Raw genomic sequence first — 17,252 nt, 5'->3', positions numbered from 1 at the left:
CGTAAGTGGTTCATATGAAACGGACTTACCGATTGTTGCGAGCAAGCGATAAGTCCTGACCACCAAGGAGATCTGACTCCGATGGCAGCTACAGTGACCGTAGCGCAAGTGGCCCCCTTGCGCAAATCTAGCAGCCCTGACTTACCCCCAAGCGGCATCAACTCAGCTCCATTGCGACCCCGTAGAGGTGTCCTAGTTCTCTATGGGTACGGCACTAGTGTTCGTGTCGAACGTGGCCATCTAGTTGTCGAAGATGGTGTTGGGTTTGATCGATACAAGGGTCGCTTTCCCAGAGTTGGGCACGGACTTGAGCGGTTGGTAGTGATCGGAGCCGATGGCGTTGTGTCCCTTGCAGCCTTGCGTTGGCTTGCTGATCAGAATGCGTCTTTCGTGATGCTGGAACGAAATGGAAACGTCTTGGCTACAACCGGACCGGTCAGGCCGTCGGACGTTCGGTTACGCCGAGCGCAGGCGCTGGCCCATCATACGGGTGCAGCGTTCCGAATTAGCCGAGAGTTGATCGATCGTAAGCTCGCTGGACAAGAGCGTGTCGCGAGCCAATCTCTCAAAGACCAGACGATAGCCACACAGATCAAGCAGATTCGATCTGAATTGGCTGAAGTCGAAACACTTGATGGAGTTCGGTCTGTTGAGCTACGCGCAGCCAAGATCTATTGGAAAGCTTGGCGCGCAGTCCCAGTTAAGTTCCCTGAAAAGGATCTGCCTCGCGCACCGGAGCATTGGCAAAAGTTCGGCTCTCGCGCGTCAACCCTTTCAGGTTCTTCTCGACTCGCAGTAAATCCTGTCAACGCGATCTTGAACTATCTCTATGCGCTGCTGGAGGCGGAGTGCCGTCTCGCTATCGCAGAGCTTGGACTTGATCCAGAGATGGGAGTTTTGCACATGGATACGATCAACCGAGACAGCTTGGCGTGCGATCTGATGGAGGCTATCCGGCCCGAGGTGGATGCCTACGTTCTCAATCAAATTTTGAAGCAGCCTCTCAAGAGAGACTGGTTTTTCGAAGAGCGCAGCGGAAATTGCCGACTGATGGCTGACCTGGCGAGTCAGTTGGCAGAGACGACTTCGACTTGGGCTCGCTTAGTCGCCCCGCTCGCCGAGTGGACTGTGAAAGAGATAGCCTCGACGACGAAATCTTGCAGAGCGACTCCAGCAACTCGGCTGACACAGAATCACAAGCGCGAGATGCGAGGCGGCAGTCCGTTTGTGGCGTCGAAGAGCTCGGTGACCTTGCAGAACGTCTGTAGTGACTGCGGTAGTCCAATTATCAATGGAAACGAAAAGTGTAGGGTTTGCTCAGTTGAAGAGTCGAAGGAGCGGCTTACAAGAGTCGCAACAGAGGGTCGCGTCGTTTCTCATTCCTCAAAAGCTCAAGCTAAGCGATCAGAAACGCAGATTGCCAGACAAGCCAATATACGGAAGTGGTCGATTTCAGACCAACCATGCTGGCTGACTGCTGAGTTCTATGCGGAGAAGATTCAGCCGCAAATCGCGTTCTTATCTAGCAGTCTCATAAAGCGCGAACTTGGAGTCTCGCGAGGGTATTCAGCTGAAATTCGACATGGGAGAGTGCCGCATCCACGGCACTGGTGGACTTTGGCTAAGCTTCTAGCGCTGTCGGAACAGGAACATATGTCGCAAATTTCGTATGGCGAGCGGAACGAAAGCTTACTTCTTCGGACGGGCTTGTTGCAACACCGCTTGCCAGAAGAAACCGTTTTGAAAGGCAAGCAAAGCAAACGAGACTACCTGCATCGATTCGAGACTTTTCACAGACTGCAGGGAGCCGATGAGCGGCAACAACAGAATCGGCGAGATGCAGAGCGGCTTGGCAAAATCGAGCCATGAAAACGCCCCCCGAAGATAGAATATGGATCGTGCAGCGACCCCTAGGATGATTGCGCCGAACATGGCGAGCGAAATCCATAGAGGGGAACTGCCTGAGCCGAAGGTCACGTAGCCGGTACTCGCACTCGCAACCAGGACGTCGAGGACAATGAGACCGAGGAGAGGCAGCAGCTCAATTAAGAATCGCTTGAGTTCGCGGGTACGCAACCAGTCAATAACGATAACTACGAAGTAAAGCGCAGCGCAAAATTTTAGGATTGTTGGAATGGACATAGGTTTTATTTGGGCATCTGACTAAGTCGATTTTTAGCTTCATTGTTGCCGGCAGCGGCCGCTTCCTCATACCACTTCCTGGCTTGCTGGTAATCCTGTGCTACACCACGGCCCTGGTCATAAAGAGAGCCCAGAACATACATGGCGAACGGATTCCCACCGGCTGCGGCCTTCTCATACCATTGCCGAGACTGCCGGTAATCCTGTGCTACACCACGGCCCTGATCATATAGATCACCCAAATTGTACATGGCGAACAGGTCCCCGCCGGCTGCGGACTTCTCATACCATTGCCGGGCCTGCCGGTAATCCTGCGCTACACCTTGTCCATAGTCATACAGATACCCCAGGCTATTCATTGCGCTCGCACCCCCGGCAGCTGCACCCTTCTCAAACCATAGCCGAGCCTGCTGGTAATCCTGTGCTACACCTAGGCCCTGGTCATACAGATAACCCAGGCTGTTCATTGCGTCCGCATTCCCGGCGGCTGCGGCCTTCTCATACCACTGCCGAGCCTGCTTGTAATCCTGTGCTACACCATGGCCGTGTCCATACTGATTCCCCAGGTTATTCATTGCGGTCGCACTCCCGGCAGCTGCGGCCTTCTCATACCACTGCTGAGCTTGCTGGTAATCCTGTGCGACACCTTGTCCCTCTTCATACAGATACCCCAGGTTATTCATTGCGTCCGCATTCCCGGCGACAGCCGCCTCTTTGAAGGCCCGAGATGCGTCTTTATAGTGCTCTGCGCGGTACTCCGATTTACCTAGTTCAAGTACGTTATCAGCAGGTTCGCCGAATGCTGTCGCTCCGCCAGGGGTCCAAGGCTTTACATTTCCCAATTGAACCTGCCGCCCTCTGTTCAAAAAGAAGAACTCACCGATGCTACCGTTGCGGGATATGTCACCTTCCATGGGAATCTGGCTACCGTTGGTTACATAGGGAATTTCCGAATGAAGATAACTATCCAATTCGTGGTACGTAACGACGCCATCTCGCGGGGAATTGTCAGCGGCACCCGCTAATCCGGCAAAAATCTTTTCAAAGAACACGCTGCCGGGACCTACTGCTGCAAGTTGAAGGCTCTCCTGGTTCGCGCGGCTGGCCATAATCGCGTGGGCTCCATGGTCCCCCGGTCCAAGCGGATTGGCCCCGAAGGATTTCCGTCCGAGAAATGCTCCGCTCTGACACGCGTTTATAAGCACTAATACTTTTTCCGCAGCATCAATGTCGGAGTCAAGAAGAGTCCGCAGGAGACCGAGGTCGATTCGGTTGACGGGATCGGTCTTCGAGGCGGCCGAACCGGTAAGGAGGAAGCCACGTGCTGTCTCTGCGGTCCCTTCAGCGTAACCATGGCCGCTAAAGGCAAAAAGGAACCGGGAGTGCGGGGAATGGCTGAGACGGTCCGGAAAGTAGTTTTCCAAAAAATAATTCAGATTGTCGAGATTCACATCCCCGTCTTTGAGCACAATGATTTCGTCAAAGAATTCCTGGTCTTTCAGATAAGATTTCAGCTTTTCTATGTCGACGGCTGCGGGCTTTAGATCCCTGTCTATTGGCGATAGATTTGGATACTTCGTTACTCCTACAATTATTGCGTAACTGCGGCCAACTGGCTGAGATGTCAGGCTTATAGAATTGAGTGCTTTCTCATACAAAGAACGCTGGTCGGCATAGTAATAGAAGAGGCGCCTGTATTGTTGGGGCACGTTGGGGGCTTGTGCGAGTATGCGGGTTGGCAGGCAGCAAAGTAACAGGGCCAGGGGCAATCTTTGGTTGCTCAATAACTTCACAGACAAACCCCCTGATAGGAAGTCAGCCTAGAGTAGTCCAATACTGAGACTTGTTCCAGAGACAAAACGCCGATGCGCTTGGCGGAGACTTCGCGCCGAAGCGGTCGAACTGTTCACGTTTTTGCGACTCCAAAAACCGCGCGGAGTTCTCTTCCGGCCCATTTTGGGGTACCAGTCTCGCAATCTAGTCGCCAGATGATAGTGAGGGGCAGTTTTGGAGCCCCCTATCTACTATCCCCGTCAGACGTTGACCTTATCTTCCTCACCTCGTACACTCTTAAGAGGCAGTCAGCGAGCACCCTGTTCGCGACGCAAAGCGCACCACGCTAAGCATTTTGCCCCCTAGTTCAATGGTAGAACAGTCGGCTCTGAACCGATCAATCGGGGTTCGAATCCCTGGGGGGCAACCAATCGTGACTCATCCACTAAGTCCGCAGCTAATAGCGTATAGATTGAATGAGTTACAGGTGTTCCAAAGCCATTTTCGCTATAGGCTAACCCATCAGGGAACATCCGACGCAGAATCTTCTTTTCCCTTGTAAATCGCTCGTTTGCCAAGCAATCGAGGTGTTCCAAAGGATATGAGTTAGGTGTTCAATCGCAGAGTCTATGTCCAACACATCTGACTCAGCAAAGGACAGACGCTCCTCTAGATCGGCGATAGCTTCCACAGTGCTTGCATTCAAACTCTTGAAGTCTTCTTTGCTCAAATCTCCATCTGCCATCTGGTCCAACACTCGCCGCTTACGCGCCCTCTGCTTTGATAGTTCACTCCTCAGTGCAGCGGCATCCGTGGCGGCGGTCTGCACGCGGCCGACCCAAGCATTGCGGAAGACACGCTCTATAAGCACCATCTGTTCCTGCTTCGGAGTGAGACGTTCCAGCAGGTCAATGAACGCCGCCTCGACTGTCTCAGCCTTCGCATTGATGTGTCCCTTGGCGCGGTGGCATCGGTAATAACCAAACTTGTTGCCGAGTTTGCCAGTGCTGAGGCTGGCTGTGACTGGCTTCAGACAATCAGGGCAGAGAATCCAACCACGGAGAGGAAAGTCTTCGCGCTCTCTGACGTGTGCGACAGGTGCCGGTGCGCGTCCTGAGAGCACAGTCTGCACACGGTCAAAGACCGATTCAGATACCAATGGCTCGAAATCACCCTTTACGCACTTGCCCCACTTCTCGACAAACATCTCACCCATATACAACCGGTTGAGGAGCATCTTGCGTATGGTTTCCTGCGTGAGAGGTACGCCTTTCTCTGACCTCAAACCAAGTGCAGTGACAGCAGCTAGAGCAGACGCTTTTGTATGCTCACCTGTCGCGATGAGTTCAAACAATCGAGCGATGAGCGACGCCATCTTGGTTGGCGTTGTTCGGATTGCCGCCAATGACTTTGATGTTATACATGCCTATGTGGCGCGAGTCTTTCATCTGAACTTGCCAACTCCGGCTGCGGGTTATGCAGGTGATGCCATCAAGTTCGATGTTGTATGCGTCGTCCATAACGATGCAGTGCCAATTCTTCTTGTGTATCCAGCCGGTATCAGAGTACGGGTCCTGCGGTCCGTCGTAGATGATCGTGCCGGTACCGAGGACGTGTACGTTTTCAACCTGCCAGAGGTTGAGCGAGCCGAAGATGACTGCACCGCCGGCAAGATAGATGGTGTCGCCGGAGTTGGCATCGATGTTTTCGCGATGGATTCCCGATTCGTAATAGCGGACGTTTGGCGTTGAAGCGGTGATGCCTGAGTGGTCGATAGGGTTGGCGAAGAGGAACAAGATGTCAGCGTCGGCGAAATGGTCGCCGGGGCGTGTAATCGTCAGCTTTGATGGCCCAGCCATGGTGAAACTGATAACCGCCCCGTGCCGCGCCGGACGAATGCCAAAACGCGTCGGTCGAACCTCGACACCGCTGTCCCAGAAGTGCGGATCCTCCGCAGTCACGGAGACATTAACCGGACCGGAGGTGTCAAAATTCAACAGGTAGTAGCTCGTTGCTGCGTGCAGGACATCCGTACTTCGTCCGTTCAGGCTCACGCGGAAGTGCGAAGAGCTTACCTCCGCCGGGACGTGATACATCCTGAGTTGCGGAACACCCTTTGCGTACGCTGCCTGGGTAAAAAAAGTCGTAACAATCCAGACCGTTGTGACCAGACGAATGATCAAGTCATTGAGTGAAGCGGAGAAATGGGACATTTGCTCAGATGACTCCTGGCAAGACTTACATTTAAAATCCGACCGGTTTCGGCAGCTCTCACTGCACTATATGGGCGTTATGATTCAAATGAGCGACGGTGATTTTGCATCTCCTGGCATGAGTTCTGATACTTGTACCAAATAGCATGGCGGTAAGAATCGCGAAATTGCATGGACGGTTGAGTAGAAGTATCCGCCGTGCTCATCAGGCATTTTGACTCCGGTCAACGTCAAGGTACTGTACGGTAATGACTTGTCTAATCAGCAATCGTGTGAACTTCTCACAACCTTCGGTGCAGGTAACTTACCGTGGAAAATACGTACGACCGCTCTAACCTCGAAAGTGCAAACTTGATCACGTAATTTTCGGGGTCTGCTCGTCGGGTGCGCATTGCGGCGAAACGAGCTCGCCGAGTTCGATGTCGAAACCATTCAGCAACACGAGGGTCGGTACGTCTGAACGATCTTGACGGAAACAACACCGCTAGGGTCGTTGAGCAACGGCGGAGTAAATCGTGCCGCCGAACCGTGAACGCTGCGTCCCCAGCTTCTCGACCCGCTGGACTCCTGATTCGGTGAAGAGTTCGCGGAGCTTTTCGAAGCCAACCGGATAAGGTCCCCATGGACTCGGTTTTGATCGCTCGTACTCCACAATCAAAAAACAGTCAGTGAGGGGTAGAAGCTTCTTTAGAAATAAGTGTTGGTCCTGAATGAAATGAAGAGAGTTCGCCATGAGAATCCCGTCGACAGACGGAAGGCGAAGACCGGGGCTTCTCAGATCTGCAAGAACCTTACGAATGACGACTCCGTGATCCTTGTCCGGAATGGATTCAAGGGCCTTCGAATTAAGATCGACGGCATGAATTGTGCTGCCGGAGGCGAGTGATTGGGCAAGCGCCCTCGTGAAGGTTCCAGTGCCGCAACCGAGATCGCACCAGGATTGGATCCTGTTCTGCTGCAAAGTGGGATTTCTGATGAGGGCCATCGCCTCACTGATCTTCATATCTCAAATTTACTGTGGACTACATATACCCACATGATGGCCTCACTGCTTGCTTCGTCTTGTGTTCTGTTGAGAAGTCGAATTAGGAGTGGGCAACAACGCTCCACAATCGAAGCTTGAATCCCTATTTCGCGTGTGGAGGAACAGTGTGGGGAAGAATGGGTAGAACCCTCCTATCCCTCTTATTTACAGCGCGCGCGAATCCCTGGGTGCCACCAAAGCACGTCTCAGCGCTACCTCACCCAGGCATCCCGTAAAAAATCGAAGCTCCCCGCCCCACGCGGCACAACTCCCTCAACTCGCCGAGTATGAATCACCTCATTATTCGGATACCACATCGGAATTCCTGGCAAATCCTCCGCCAGAATCTTCTGCACCTCAACGTAATCCGCTCTCCTCGCCGCCCGATCCGAACTCGCCGCCGCCTCCGTCAGCAAAGCATCCACACGCCCATTCGAATACCGCCCCCGATTTCCCCCCTTCGGCGGAAAGCTCGTCGAAGCATATGCATACCGAAAGATATCCGGATCTTCATTGCTCCCAATCCATCGCAGCGCATACATCTGGAACGCACCCTTCGTCACATCCGCATAGAACGTCCCAAACTCCGCTGACCTTATCTCGAGTCGAATCCCCGCCGCTCGCAGCTGCTGCTGCAACACCGTCACCATCAGCCGAGTCGTCTCATCCGTACTCGTCTTTATCGTCAACCGCAGCCGCACCCCATCTTTGCCGGCAGGGAAGCCCGCCTCCTCCAGCAGCCTCTGCGCCCGCGCCACATCATGCGGATACTGCGCCAACTCCGCATCCGTCGCCGCCGCCCAGTGTCCCTCCGGCAACAACGTATCCGCCAGCCGAGCCTGCCCCCGCCAGATCGCATCCACAATCGCCTGCCGATCCATCGCACACGCAATCGCCTGTCGCACTCGCTTATCCTTCAACAACGGATCTGTAACATTAAATGTCACATAAACCACCGGCGACCCAATCCCCGACTCCACCTTCAGGTTCGGCGCACTCTCCAGCGCATGCACCATATCCAGCGTCACCACGTTGCTCGCCACGTCAGCCGATCCCTTCTTCAACTCCAGCGCGCTCGTAATCGCATCCGGCACCACCTCAAACCGCACCCGCTCAATCCGCTGCGCACCGGCAGGTACCTCCTGCATCCCCGCCCAGTACTCATGATTCCGTGCAACGATCACCTCTTTATCCTGCACCGCGCTCACAAACCGAAACGCCCCCGACCCCACCGGATGCAATCCAAAATCTCTCCCGCTCCCACGCGGCACCACGCCAAACAAGCCATCGCTCACATTGAACAACAGCCCCTCATCAGGCCGTTTCATATGCACGACGACCGTCAGCCGGTCTCTCGCTTCAACCGTGTCCACCGCCGCGAAGCCCCCGCCCTTCGCAGTCACAACCGAACCATCGATCAAACTCCTCATCGTGTAAGCAACATCCTCCGCCTCAAGCGGCCTCCCATCATGAAACCGCACTCCATCGCGCAGATGAAAAACCCACGTCAACGGATCAGGCTGCTCCCAACTCTTTGCCAGCCACGGCTGCAACTCGTAGTGCTCATCCTTCTTCACCAGCGCATCGAAGATCAGCCCACCCACTCGTTCCGACTGCGCATCCGCCCCCACTCGCAAATCCAGATTATTCGGACTGCTCTCAATAATCACCACCACCGAACCCGGCTCTTCCACTCGTCCGCGACAACCAGTCATTCCAACGGACACGGACGCAAGGAGCAGGCAAGCCAATCTTCGTCGGATAGCAGCCAAAATTGCTGTAGACCTCGTACCAGCAAAGGATGTCGTCATCTTGTCCAGCGCGCGTCAGGAAGCCCTAAGGCCCTCATCTTAGTTTCACGATCATCCCAACATCTCTCAAGCATGGGTTATCTTCCCGAGCATCACAGCTCTCTGCGCCCCCGTAGCCGCGGGAATATTTCCCGGCAGATTGAACCAGCTCAACCAGGCAAGCAGCGCAAACGCAACTCCCTCCTTGGCCTGTGACGGAACGCCCAACTCCTCCATCATCCGCACCTTCACTCCCATCGGCTCCAATCCTTCCGTTAGCAGCCCGATCAAGGAAGCATTCTTCGTCCCTCCTCCTGCAACTACGAACTCCACCGGAGACAGCGGAGCTGCCTGTCCTACGTGCCCCCACACAAACTTCTGATAAGCCTTCAAAATCGACGCAGCTGTCAAAGCAGTAGCGGTAGCGATTACATCTTCATCTCGACCCTCACTCCCACCCGCCTTGCGGCACATCGCAATAAATCGCGAAACAAACGCCTCTCCAAACTGCTCTCGCCCGCAAGACTTTGGTGGCGGGGCGGAGAAGTAAGGTTCCTTCAGAATCGCATCAATCACATCCCGCCGTACGAGCCCGGTTCGAGCCACCGCACCGCCACGGTCAAACTCCCGCTCATACAGTCTCTTCATACAGGCATCGATCACCATATTTCCCGGCCCCGTATCGAACGCCATCAGCCCATCCACTCCCGCCTCTGCCGGAACAGCGGTAAGATTCGCAATCCCGCCAAGATTCAGCAAAACCCTGCTTACCTTCGCCGAGCGAAACATGCAGTAGTCCAGCATTGGCACCAGCGGAGCGCCCTGTCCCCCAGCAGCCAGATCCGCCGGCCTGAAGTCGCTCACCACAGGAATCCTCAGCTTCTCCGCGATCACTGCTGCTTCGCCCATCTGCCATGTGGCACGCGTCGCCTTACCCAGATAGTTCTCCGAAGCTCCCTGGTGGTACACCGTCTGCCCATGACAACCCACCAGCTTCACCTTCACGCCAAACTTCTCCTGCGCCTTCGCCACTGCATCTGCATACACCTCACCCAATCGCCAGTTCAGCCGCGCAAGCTCTGCCACCGGAATCGCATCAGCATCCATCGCACGCAGCACTTCCGCTCGCACATTCTTTGGATAAGCGACACCCAAATGACCCAGCAGCTTGATCCGAGGAGTCCCACCCGCGCGCAATGCGGGCGCGATCCGACAGATTGCAACATCCACACCATCCGCCGAGGTCCCACTCATCACTCCAGCGACCACCATGCTCTTCATCAATCCCCTCTCAATCGAAAAGCACCGGGCAAAGCCCGGACCCAAGCATCAAACCCCACCTCAAAAAGGTACACAAGTCACGAAGTGACCGCCCCGCGCGCAGCGGGCCCGTCCGGCAGGACATCATCCCTTCAACTCCCTTTGCAACTCCGCCAGCAAATTCAGCGCATCACGCGGAGTCAACCCATCCACATCCGCCTCCGCCAGCCGATCCACAATCCGCTGCGACAACGGGGTAAACATAGTCATCTGCATCTGCACCCCTTGCGCAGGCGAAGCCTCTCTCACTTGCTGCGTCTCCGCCCGCTCATGCACCTTCAGCACCTCACGCGCCCTCGCAATGACACCGCTCGGCAACCCCGCCAACCGCGCAACCTCAATCCCATAGCTCTTACTAGCCGGCCCCGCTTCCACCGTATGCAAAAACACAATCCCCCCCGCCGTCTCCTTCACCGTCACCCGCAGATTAGTCAGCCTCGCCAACCGATCTGCAAGCAGCGTCAGCTCATGATAGTGCGTAGCAAACAGCGTCCTCGCCCCAATCCGATCATGCAGATGTTCCACCGTCGCCCACGCCAGACTCAAACCATCATAAGTAGCAGTCCCACGCCCCATCTCATCCAGCAGCACCAGCGAGCGGTTCGTAGCAGTATTCAAAATCGCGGCCGTCTCCGTCATCTCGACCATAAACGTCGACCGCCCCCGAGCCACATTATCGCTAGCCCCAATTCGCGTATAGATCCGATCCACCAACCCCAGCCGCATCCTCTCCGCAGGAACGAAGCTCCCCATCTGCGCCATCACCACCAGCAGCGCAGCCATCCGCAAATACGTACTTTTCCCTCCCATATTCGGCCCTGTAATCAGCAGCACCGCCGGGCCAGCATCCGCATCCAGATGAACCGAGTTCGGCACAAACCGTCCCCCACCCGACTCCTCCATCCGTCTCTCCACCACCGGGTGCCGAGCCTGCACAAACTCCAGCACGCCCGACTCCTCCACCTGCGGCCTCACCCATCCACGCAGCGCAGCCAGATGTGCAAAGCACCCCAGCAGATCGATCTCTGCAACCTTCCTCGCAGTCTCTCGCATCCGCCCCGCAGCTTCCAGCAACTGCCGCCGCAACTCCGCAAAGATCTTCTTCTCGATCTCGCCACTCCGCTCCTGCGCGGTCAAAATCTTCGTCTCATACTCCTTCAACTCAGGAGTAGTAAACCGCTCCGCATTCACCAGCGTTTGCTTCCGCTCATAATCCGCCGGCACCGCCTTAGCATTCGCCTTAGTCACTTCCAGGTAATAGCCAAACACATTGTTAAACCGCACCTTCAGCGACCCAATCCCCGTCCGTTCACGCTCCCTCTCCTCAATCGCCGCCAGCGCCTGCCGACCACTCCGGCTCAACTCTCGCAGCTCATCCAACTCCGCGTCCACCCCCTCGCGAATCGCCCCACCATCCCCAAGCGACACCGGCGGCTCCTCCACAATCGTCCCCACAATCATCTCGTGCAGATCTTCCAGCGGATCGATGCTCTCCCCCAACTCCCGCCACCTAGCACTCCCAAACAAACGAACCGCCGCCACCACACCCGGCAAACACCCCAGCGTCTTCGCCAGCGCCATCACCTCTCTCGGCCCAGCCGAATCCAGCGCCACCCGCCCCAGCAGTCTCTCCAAATCCAGCACCCCATCCATCGACCGCCGCAGCTCTTCACGCCGCCGCAGATCACCCGCTACCTCACCCACCGCCTCCAGCCGCGCCTCAATCTCCACCAACCCGCTCGCCGGCCGCAGCAGCGAAGCCCGCAGCAACCGCTTTCCCATCGGCGTACAACAAGCATCCATCGTATAAAAAAGCGTAGTTTGCGCCGACTCCCCCGAAAACAGCGGTTCCACCAGCTCCAAATTCCGCACACTCACCGCATCTAGCTCGAGACAAGTAGACCGCTCATAAAACCGCAGCCCATCCACATGCTCCAGCCCACCCTGCTTAGTCGCCCTCATGTAATGCAGCAGAGCCCCAGCCGCCACCGCAGCCGCCTCATGCCCACCCAGCCCCATCCCATCCAGCGAATGCACCTTAAAGTGATTCCTCACCAGCGGCACCGCATAATCCGCCGTAAACACCCACTCCTCCACCGCCGTCTTCGTCCGAATCCCATCCAGCCCCGCCGCCGTCTCGCTCTCACCCGCCAGATTCACCCCACCCAGCAGCCCCGTTCCATACAACAACTCCACCGGCCGCACCCGCCCCAACTCGTCCACCAGCCCCGCCCATCCACCCGGCCCCGCAAACTCCGTAGCCCGAAACTCCCCCGTCGAAAGATCCAGGAGCGCCAGCCCCCACACCTGCGCCGCCCCCGAACCCAACACCCCCGCACTCGCCAGATAGTTACTCTGCTCTGCTCCCAACGTCGGATCGAGCGCAGTCCCCGGTGTCAGCACTCGCGTCACCTCGCGCCGCACAACCGCCTTAGTCTGCTTCGGATCCTCCATCTGCTCCATCAGCGCAACCTTGTACCCCAGGCGCAGCAGCTTCTGCAGATAAACCTCAGCCGCATGGTACGGAACCCCGCACATCGGCTGCTTCTTCTCGCGATCCCTTGCCGTCAGCGTAAGTTGCAGCACGCGCGAAACAAGAATCGCATCCTCATAAAACAGCTCATAAAAGTCCCCAATCCTGCAAAACACCAGGCAGTCGGGATACTGCGTCTTCGCTGCAAAATATTGCCGCATCGCCGGCGTAGCCCCAGCCGCCTCCGCCGCAAAATTCGTTACCGTCTCATTCGCCATCCCATTCATAATCCCACAACACCAAGGGCGCCGAAGGCGCGTCAGCCTCGATGGCAGATCGCGCCGTGTGCGCAGCACGCCGGTGCCTGTTTTTGCCTTTACCCAACCCAAAGCCAATGCGGTACACTCATAACCAAGAAGTCTTAGATCTTCCACGAGAGGTTCTACCCAATGACACAGTCGACCTGGGCCACGCCCGACTTTGAAGAAGTATCCCTTAACTGCGAGATCAACTCCTACGCTCCCGTAGAACTCTAAGCAGAGTTTCTGTGCGGATTAAAGTCCTGGGGGCCGCCGCAGGTGGCGGCGTTCCCCAATGGAACTGCACCTGCGCGAACTGTCTTGCCCTCCGCCAGAATCACCCCGACATCCAATCCAGAACCCAGTCGCAACTAGCCGTCACGGCAGACGACGCCACCTGGTTCCTGATCAACGCCTCTCCCGATCTCCGCCAGCAACTCATAGACAACTCCGAGATCCACCCCGACCCCTCAAAGGGCCTGCGCAACACCCCCGTCGCCGCCATCATCCTCACGAGCGCTGACCTCGACCACGTCCTCGGCCTCCTCCTGATGCGAGAGTTCACCCCCGTCCGCATCTACGCCACGCGCCCGGTCATCAGCATCCTCAAAAAAAATAGCTTCTTCCAAATGCTCGATCGTCTCCCCGGACAATCCCGCTGGACCGAGATCGAACCAAACATCCCCTTCGACGCAGGCGACGGCCTCACCTGCACCCCAATCGCACTATCAAACAGCCTCCCAACCTATATCAGCGAAGAAGACCGCGCCTCCCTCGACCCAACCGGCGCGACCATAGGACTCATCCTCGAAGGCCCTCAGGGCGCACGCGCCGCCTACCTGCCGGCACTACCATCCGTGTCCGGTTCCTTGAAGGAGCTCCTCTCAACATGTTCCACTATCTTCATAGACGGAACCTTCTGGAGCGATGACGAACTCCAAAAAATCCAACCCGGGACCCCGTTAGCCCGCTCCATGGGCCATCTGCCAATCAGCGGCCCCGATGGCTCTGTCGCATCACTTCAAGCCCTTGAGAGCACTCGCAAAATCTACACTCACATCAACAACACAAACCCGATCTTGCAGGAACAAAGTTCAGAGCGTCGCGCAGTCGAAGACGCAGGCTGGGAAGTGGCATGGGACGGACTAGAGATAGCGCTGTAGAGCAAACAGAGTCGGCTGTGTTGAGCAAGGCCGAACTACGTCAACGCCTCCAACAGGTAGGCGAGGCGATGTATCACCACAAGCATCCCTTCCATCTGCAAATGCACGCCGGACAACTCACCCGCGGCCAGATGCAGGCCTGGGTTCTGAATCGCTACTACTACCAAAGCCGCATCCCCATCAAAGACGCCATCATCCTGTCGAAGTCCGAAGACGTGGCCCTCCGCCGCGCCTGGCGAAAACGTATCATCGACCACGACGGCGACACCGGTGCAGGTGGCATCGAAAAATGGCTGCAACTCGCAGAGGCCGCCGGCCTCGACCGCGACTACGTCATCAGCACCAACGCCATTCTCCCCGGCGTTCGCTACGCAGTCGACGCGTATATCGATCTGGTCACCAACAGCACTCTGCTCGAAGCCGTCTCCTCCTCGCTCACCGAACTCTTCGCCGGCCAACTCATCGCTCTTCGCATGGACGCTCTCGCGAAGCACTACCCCTGGCTTCAAAACGGACTCGCATACTTTCAGGGCAGGCTAACCCAGGCTCCGGAAGACGCCGCCTTCGCCTTCGACTACGCCGCCGAACACGCCGACACCCCGCACCTTCAATCATTGGTTGTTCGCTCGCTTGAGCGAAAGTGTGCTCTCCTCTGGGCTCAACTCGACGCCCTCCAATACTGCTACGTCGAACCCGGATCGCTCCCCCCACAACCCGACGTCTTCCGCCCGAAGCCATCATGAGCGAACCCATCGCAGACACAAGAATTCCGCGCCTCGCAGTAGGTTGCCGCGTCCGCACAGTCTCACCTGACGAAGCAATGCTTCTGGTCCCTGAAGGCGCTCTTCGTCTGAAAGGCGCAGCCAGCGAGATCATCGGCCTCATCGACGGACAGCGTTCTGTCGAAGCAATCACAATCGAACTCCAACAGAAGCACGCCACAACCGACGCATCGCAAATCGCCGCCGAAGTAAAACAATTCCTCGAAAAACTCCACGCCCGCAGCGTCCTCCTCTACAAGGACTAGGCGGTATTCAACAGATAAACGCTGATGGAACGCCGTGATCTCGCGGATTCAGATGAACGCTGATGGAAGGCTGTGATCCCCGGATTCAGATGAACGCTGACGTAGTGCCGTGACCCCCAATAAACCGTCGTCCTGAGCGTAGTTTAGCGCGGCACTTTGCGCCAAACGCAGTCGAAGGACCTGCCATGCCTCCAGGGGTTTGCAAAACCGTTTGGCCATTTCAGTCAAGAATCCTGCTTTAGTAGCGAAGAAAAGGGCCTTCCGGCCGGGACCGCTACGCGCGGGGCGGTCACTTCGTGACACGTGTACCGGCTTCGCCAGAAAAAATCCAGTCGCGACCAACGGGAGCGCCAACCGAAGGGGTATACAAGTCACGAAGTGACCGCCGCCCGCGCAGGGCGCACTTAAACCGGCATACAATCCATACAAGCCGCAAATGCCCACACACCCAGGCCCACTCTCACTAGTAGCAGAAGTAACCCATCGCTGCCCCCTGCACTGCGTCTACTGCTCGAACCCCCTCCAAATGCAGTCCGCGACAAACGAGCTAACAACCGAAGACTGGACCAGAGTCTTCCACCAAGCCTCAGCCTTGGGCGTCCTCCACCTCCACCTCACCGGCGGAGAACCCCTCGCACGACCCGACATCGCAAAACTCGTAGCAGCGGGCAGGGAAGCGAACCTCTACGTCAACATGATCACCTCGGGCCTTGGCCTCACCGCCGACCGCATGACCGAACTAAAAGACGCAGGCCTCGAACACATCCAGCTAAGCCTCCAGGACGCAGACGAAGAAAAGGCCAACGAATTCGCCGGAGCCCGAGCCCACGCCCACAAGCTCAAACTCGCCACCCTCATCCGCCAACAAGACATAGCCTTCACCGTCAACGTAGTAGTGCACCGCGAAAATCTAGACCGCCTCGAAGACATCCTCGCCCTCGCCGAGTCCCTCGAACCGCAAAGAATCGAAGTGGCCCACGTTCAGTACTACGGCTGGGCCCTAAAAAATCGCGACCGACTCATGCCCACTCCCAGCCAGGTTGAGCGTTCGGTCCTACTCATCCAGGCAGCCCAATCCCGTCTCACAGGCCGCATCCAGCTGCAAGCCGTCTTTCCCGACTACTATGCCCGCTACCCCAAACCCTGCGTCGGAGGCTGGGGCCGCCAGATGATGCTCATCGACCCCGCCGGCCTCGCTCTCCCATGCCACGCCGCCGCGATCATCCCCGGCCTTGAGTTCGACTCAGTCCGCACCCATTCCCTCGAGTGGCTCTGGCAACACTCTCCAGCCTTCAACCGCTTCCGTGGCCAAAGCTGGATGAAGGACCCCTGCGCAGACTGCGACCGCAAAGAGATTGACTTCGGCGGCTGCCGCTGCCAGGCCTTCCAACTCACCGGAGACGCGGCAAACACCGATCCAGCCTGCAGCCTAAGCGACCTCCACGCTGACCTGGTCGCCATCACCCAAACCCCACCCCCGCCCCCTACTCAATGGGTCTACCGCATCCTCGCAAACTCCTGATTCCACCCTGCTGCCACCTCAAAATCCGCCCCCAAAAATAAACTTCAAAAGTTTGGCGTATTTTCCGACACCAGAAAAAGTGGATGCCAAAACACCACATTCACCACGCAATCCACCACAATCTCACCACGTTTTCACCACCACAAAAACGCCAAAATTCCCTAAACCCCTACAAAATCCACCCTTTCACCGCGCAGGATTTAATTTCGTACCCCAATTTCCACACATACCCCATTTGAGGGATATCAAGGTGTATTCCGACAGCCGTACTCTCGTCTTCGTTCAAAAAGGACAAGAAATATGGCCAGAGCACTGTCATCGATGCAAGTGGGTATTAACTTCAACCCCACGAAACCCACCAAATCCGCCAGAAACCGCAAAAAACAAGGCTCAAGCGCCGCCTACGGCATCGTCTTCGGCCTTCTTTGTTCGCTGATAGCCTGGATGTTCCTCGCATACGGAATCTACCGCATCCACGCCATGTTCCTCGCCGCTCGCTAAGCCAA

14 protein-coding genes, 1 tRNA gene and 1 pseudogene are annotated in these 17,252 nt (G+C 56.6%); 8 read left to right on the top strand and 8 right to left on the bottom strand.

All coding sequences use genetic code 11. From position 1 onward, the window contains the following. Positions 1-81 precede the first annotated feature (81 nt). A pseudogene (gene cas1, locus RBB76_RS25035) lies at positions 82-1,062 on the top strand (CRISPR-associated endonuclease Cas1); the annotation flags it as partial. A gap of 627 nt (positions 1,063-1,689) precedes the next feature. On the opposite strand, the gene RBB76_RS25030 reads toward cas1, so the two are convergent. Next, positions 1,690-2,142: a hypothetical protein gene (locus RBB76_RS25030; protein WP_429633974.1), complete on the bottom strand. Its 453-nt coding sequence runs from the start codon at positions 2,140-2,142 to the stop codon at positions 1,690-1,692. Between the two features lie 5 nt (positions 2,143-2,147). After that, positions 2,148-3,935 (bottom strand): caspase family protein, encoded by a 1,788-nt coding sequence (locus RBB76_RS25025; protein ID WP_429633825.1) that lies wholly within the window; start codon positions 3,933-3,935, stop codon positions 2,148-2,150. Positions 3,936-4,271: 336 nt separating this feature from the next. Between RBB76_RS25025 and RBB76_RS25020 the strand changes: the two genes are divergently transcribed. Continuing rightward, positions 4,272-4,345, top strand: a tRNA-Gln gene (locus RBB76_RS25020). Between the two features lie 84 nt (positions 4,346-4,429). Here the strand turns inward: RBB76_RS25020 and RBB76_RS25015 are convergent. From RBB76_RS25015 to mutS, 6 genes are all read right to left on the bottom strand, one after another. Continuing rightward, positions 4,430-5,290, bottom strand: coding sequence for a recombinase family protein (locus RBB76_RS25015; RefSeq protein WP_429633823.1), 861 nt, complete (start codon positions 5,288-5,290; stop codon positions 4,430-4,432). Continuing rightward, the gene (locus tag RBB76_RS25010; RefSeq protein WP_429633820.1) at positions 5,262-6,128 is read right to left on the bottom strand and encodes a hypothetical protein; all 867 of its coding nucleotides are present in this window, start codon (positions 6,126-6,128) and stop codon (positions 5,262-5,264) included. The genes RBB76_RS25015 and RBB76_RS25010 overlap by 29 nt, the downstream gene beginning before the upstream one ends. Before the next feature lie 484 nt (positions 6,129-6,612). After that, a complete protein-coding gene (locus RBB76_RS25005) occupies positions 6,613-7,131 on the bottom strand; it encodes a class I SAM-dependent methyltransferase (RefSeq protein ID WP_429633818.1) in 519 nt (172 codons plus the stop codon). Positions 7,132-7,364: 233 nt separating this feature from the next. Further along, positions 7,365-8,867 (bottom strand): ABC transporter substrate-binding protein, encoded by a 1,503-nt coding sequence (locus RBB76_RS25000; protein ID WP_429633816.1) that lies wholly within the window; start codon positions 8,865-8,867, stop codon positions 7,365-7,367. 162 nt (positions 8,868-9,029) lie between these two features. Further along, a complete protein-coding gene (locus RBB76_RS24995) occupies positions 9,030-10,223 on the bottom strand; it encodes an anhydro-N-acetylmuramic acid kinase (RefSeq protein ID WP_429633814.1) in 1,194 nt (397 codons plus the stop codon). A gap of 123 nt (positions 10,224-10,346) precedes the next feature. Continuing rightward, positions 10,347-13,013: a DNA mismatch repair protein MutS gene (gene mutS / locus RBB76_RS24990; RefSeq protein WP_429633812.1), complete on the bottom strand. Its 2,667-nt coding sequence runs from the start codon at positions 13,011-13,013 to the stop codon at positions 10,347-10,349. 171 nt (positions 13,014-13,184) lie between these two features. Here mutS and pqqA point away from each other — a divergent pair, with 171 nt between their 5' ends. The 6 genes from pqqA to RBB76_RS24960 all read left to right on the top strand — a co-directional run bounded on the left by pqqA (position 13,185) and on the right by RBB76_RS24960 (position 17,247). Then, positions 13,185-13,271 (top strand): pyrroloquinoline quinone precursor peptide PqqA, encoded by an 87-nt coding sequence (gene pqqA, locus RBB76_RS24985; RefSeq protein WP_183792039.1) that lies wholly within the window; start codon positions 13,185-13,187, stop codon positions 13,269-13,271. A gap of 11 nt (positions 13,272-13,282) precedes the next feature. Further along, positions 13,283-14,197, top strand: coding sequence for a pyrroloquinoline quinone biosynthesis protein PqqB (pqqB, locus tag RBB76_RS24980; protein ID WP_429633810.1), 915 nt, complete (start codon positions 13,283-13,285; stop codon positions 14,195-14,197). After that, entirely contained in the window at positions 14,170-14,940 is a 771-nt protein-coding gene (gene pqqC, locus RBB76_RS24975) for a pyrroloquinoline-quinone synthase PqqC (RefSeq protein ID WP_429633808.1), read from the top strand. Before pqqB ends, pqqC begins: the two co-directional genes overlap by 28 nt. Beyond that, on the top strand, positions 14,937-15,224 hold the full coding sequence (gene pqqD, locus RBB76_RS24970) for a pyrroloquinoline quinone biosynthesis peptide chaperone PqqD (protein ID WP_429633806.1): 288 nt from the start codon (positions 14,937-14,939) through the stop codon (positions 15,222-15,224). The genes pqqC and pqqD overlap by 4 nt, the downstream gene beginning before the upstream one ends. A 436-nt stretch (positions 15,225-15,660) precedes the next feature. Beyond that, positions 15,661-16,746, top strand: coding sequence for a pyrroloquinoline quinone biosynthesis protein PqqE (pqqE, locus tag RBB76_RS24965; protein ID WP_429633804.1), 1,086 nt, complete (start codon positions 15,661-15,663; stop codon positions 16,744-16,746). 300 nt (positions 16,747-17,046) lie between these two features. Beyond that, entirely contained in the window at positions 17,047-17,247 is a 201-nt protein-coding gene (locus RBB76_RS24960) for a hypothetical protein (RefSeq protein WP_429633801.1), read from the top strand. Positions 17,248-17,252: the final 5 nt, after the last annotated feature.

The sequence above is a fragment of the Tunturiibacter psychrotolerans genome (assembly GCF_051013365.1).
Taxonomy (GTDB): Bacteria; Acidobacteriota; Terriglobia; order Terriglobales; family Acidobacteriaceae; genus Edaphobacter; species Edaphobacter psychrotolerans_A.
The sequence above is the reverse complement of the archived record's forward strand: the minus strand, read 5'-3'. Positions and strand labels throughout refer to the sequence as shown.

Excerpts from the sequence above, each read along its gene's own strand:
- pqqA (WP_183792039.1), top strand. The coding sequence starts at position 13,185 with ATGACACAGTCGACCTGGGCCACGCCCGACTTTGAAGAAGTATCCCTT.
- RBB76_RS25015 (WP_429633823.1), bottom strand. The coding sequence starts at position 5,290 with ATGGCGTCGCTCATCGCTCGATTGTTTGAACTCATCGCGACAGGTGAG.
- RBB76_RS25010 (WP_429633820.1), bottom strand. The coding sequence starts at position 6,128 with ATGTCCCATTTCTCCGCTTCACTCAATGACTTGATCATTCGTCTGGTC.
- RBB76_RS24960 (WP_429633801.1), top strand. The coding sequence starts at position 17,047 with ATGGCCAGAGCACTGTCATCGATGCAAGTGGGTATTAACTTCAACCCC.
- mutS (WP_429633812.1), bottom strand. The coding sequence starts at position 13,013 with ATGGCGAATGAGACGGTAACGAATTTTGCGGCGGAGGCGGCTGGGGCT.
- pqqC (WP_429633808.1), top strand. The coding sequence starts at position 14,170 with ATGGGACGGACTAGAGATAGCGCTGTAGAGCAAACAGAGTCGGCTGTG.
- RBB76_RS24995 (WP_429633814.1), bottom strand. The coding sequence starts at position 10,223 with ATGAAGAGCATGGTGGTCGCTGGAGTGATGAGTGGGACCTCGGCGGAT.
- RBB76_RS25030 (WP_429633974.1), bottom strand. The coding sequence starts at position 2,142 with ATGTCCATTCCAACAATCCTAAAATTTTGCGCTGCGCTTTACTTCGTA.
- RBB76_RS25005 (WP_429633818.1), bottom strand. The coding sequence starts at position 7,131 with ATGAAGATCAGTGAGGCGATGGCCCTCATCAGAAATCCCACTTTGCAG.
- pqqE (WP_429633804.1), top strand. The coding sequence starts at position 15,661 with ATGCCCACACACCCAGGCCCACTCTCACTAGTAGCAGAAGTAACCCAT.
- RBB76_RS25000 (WP_429633816.1), bottom strand. The coding sequence starts at position 8,867 with ATGACTGGTTGTCGCGGACGAGTGGAAGAGCCGGGTTCGGTGGTGGTG.
- pqqD (WP_429633806.1), top strand. The coding sequence starts at position 14,937 with ATGAGCGAACCCATCGCAGACACAAGAATTCCGCGCCTCGCAGTAGGT.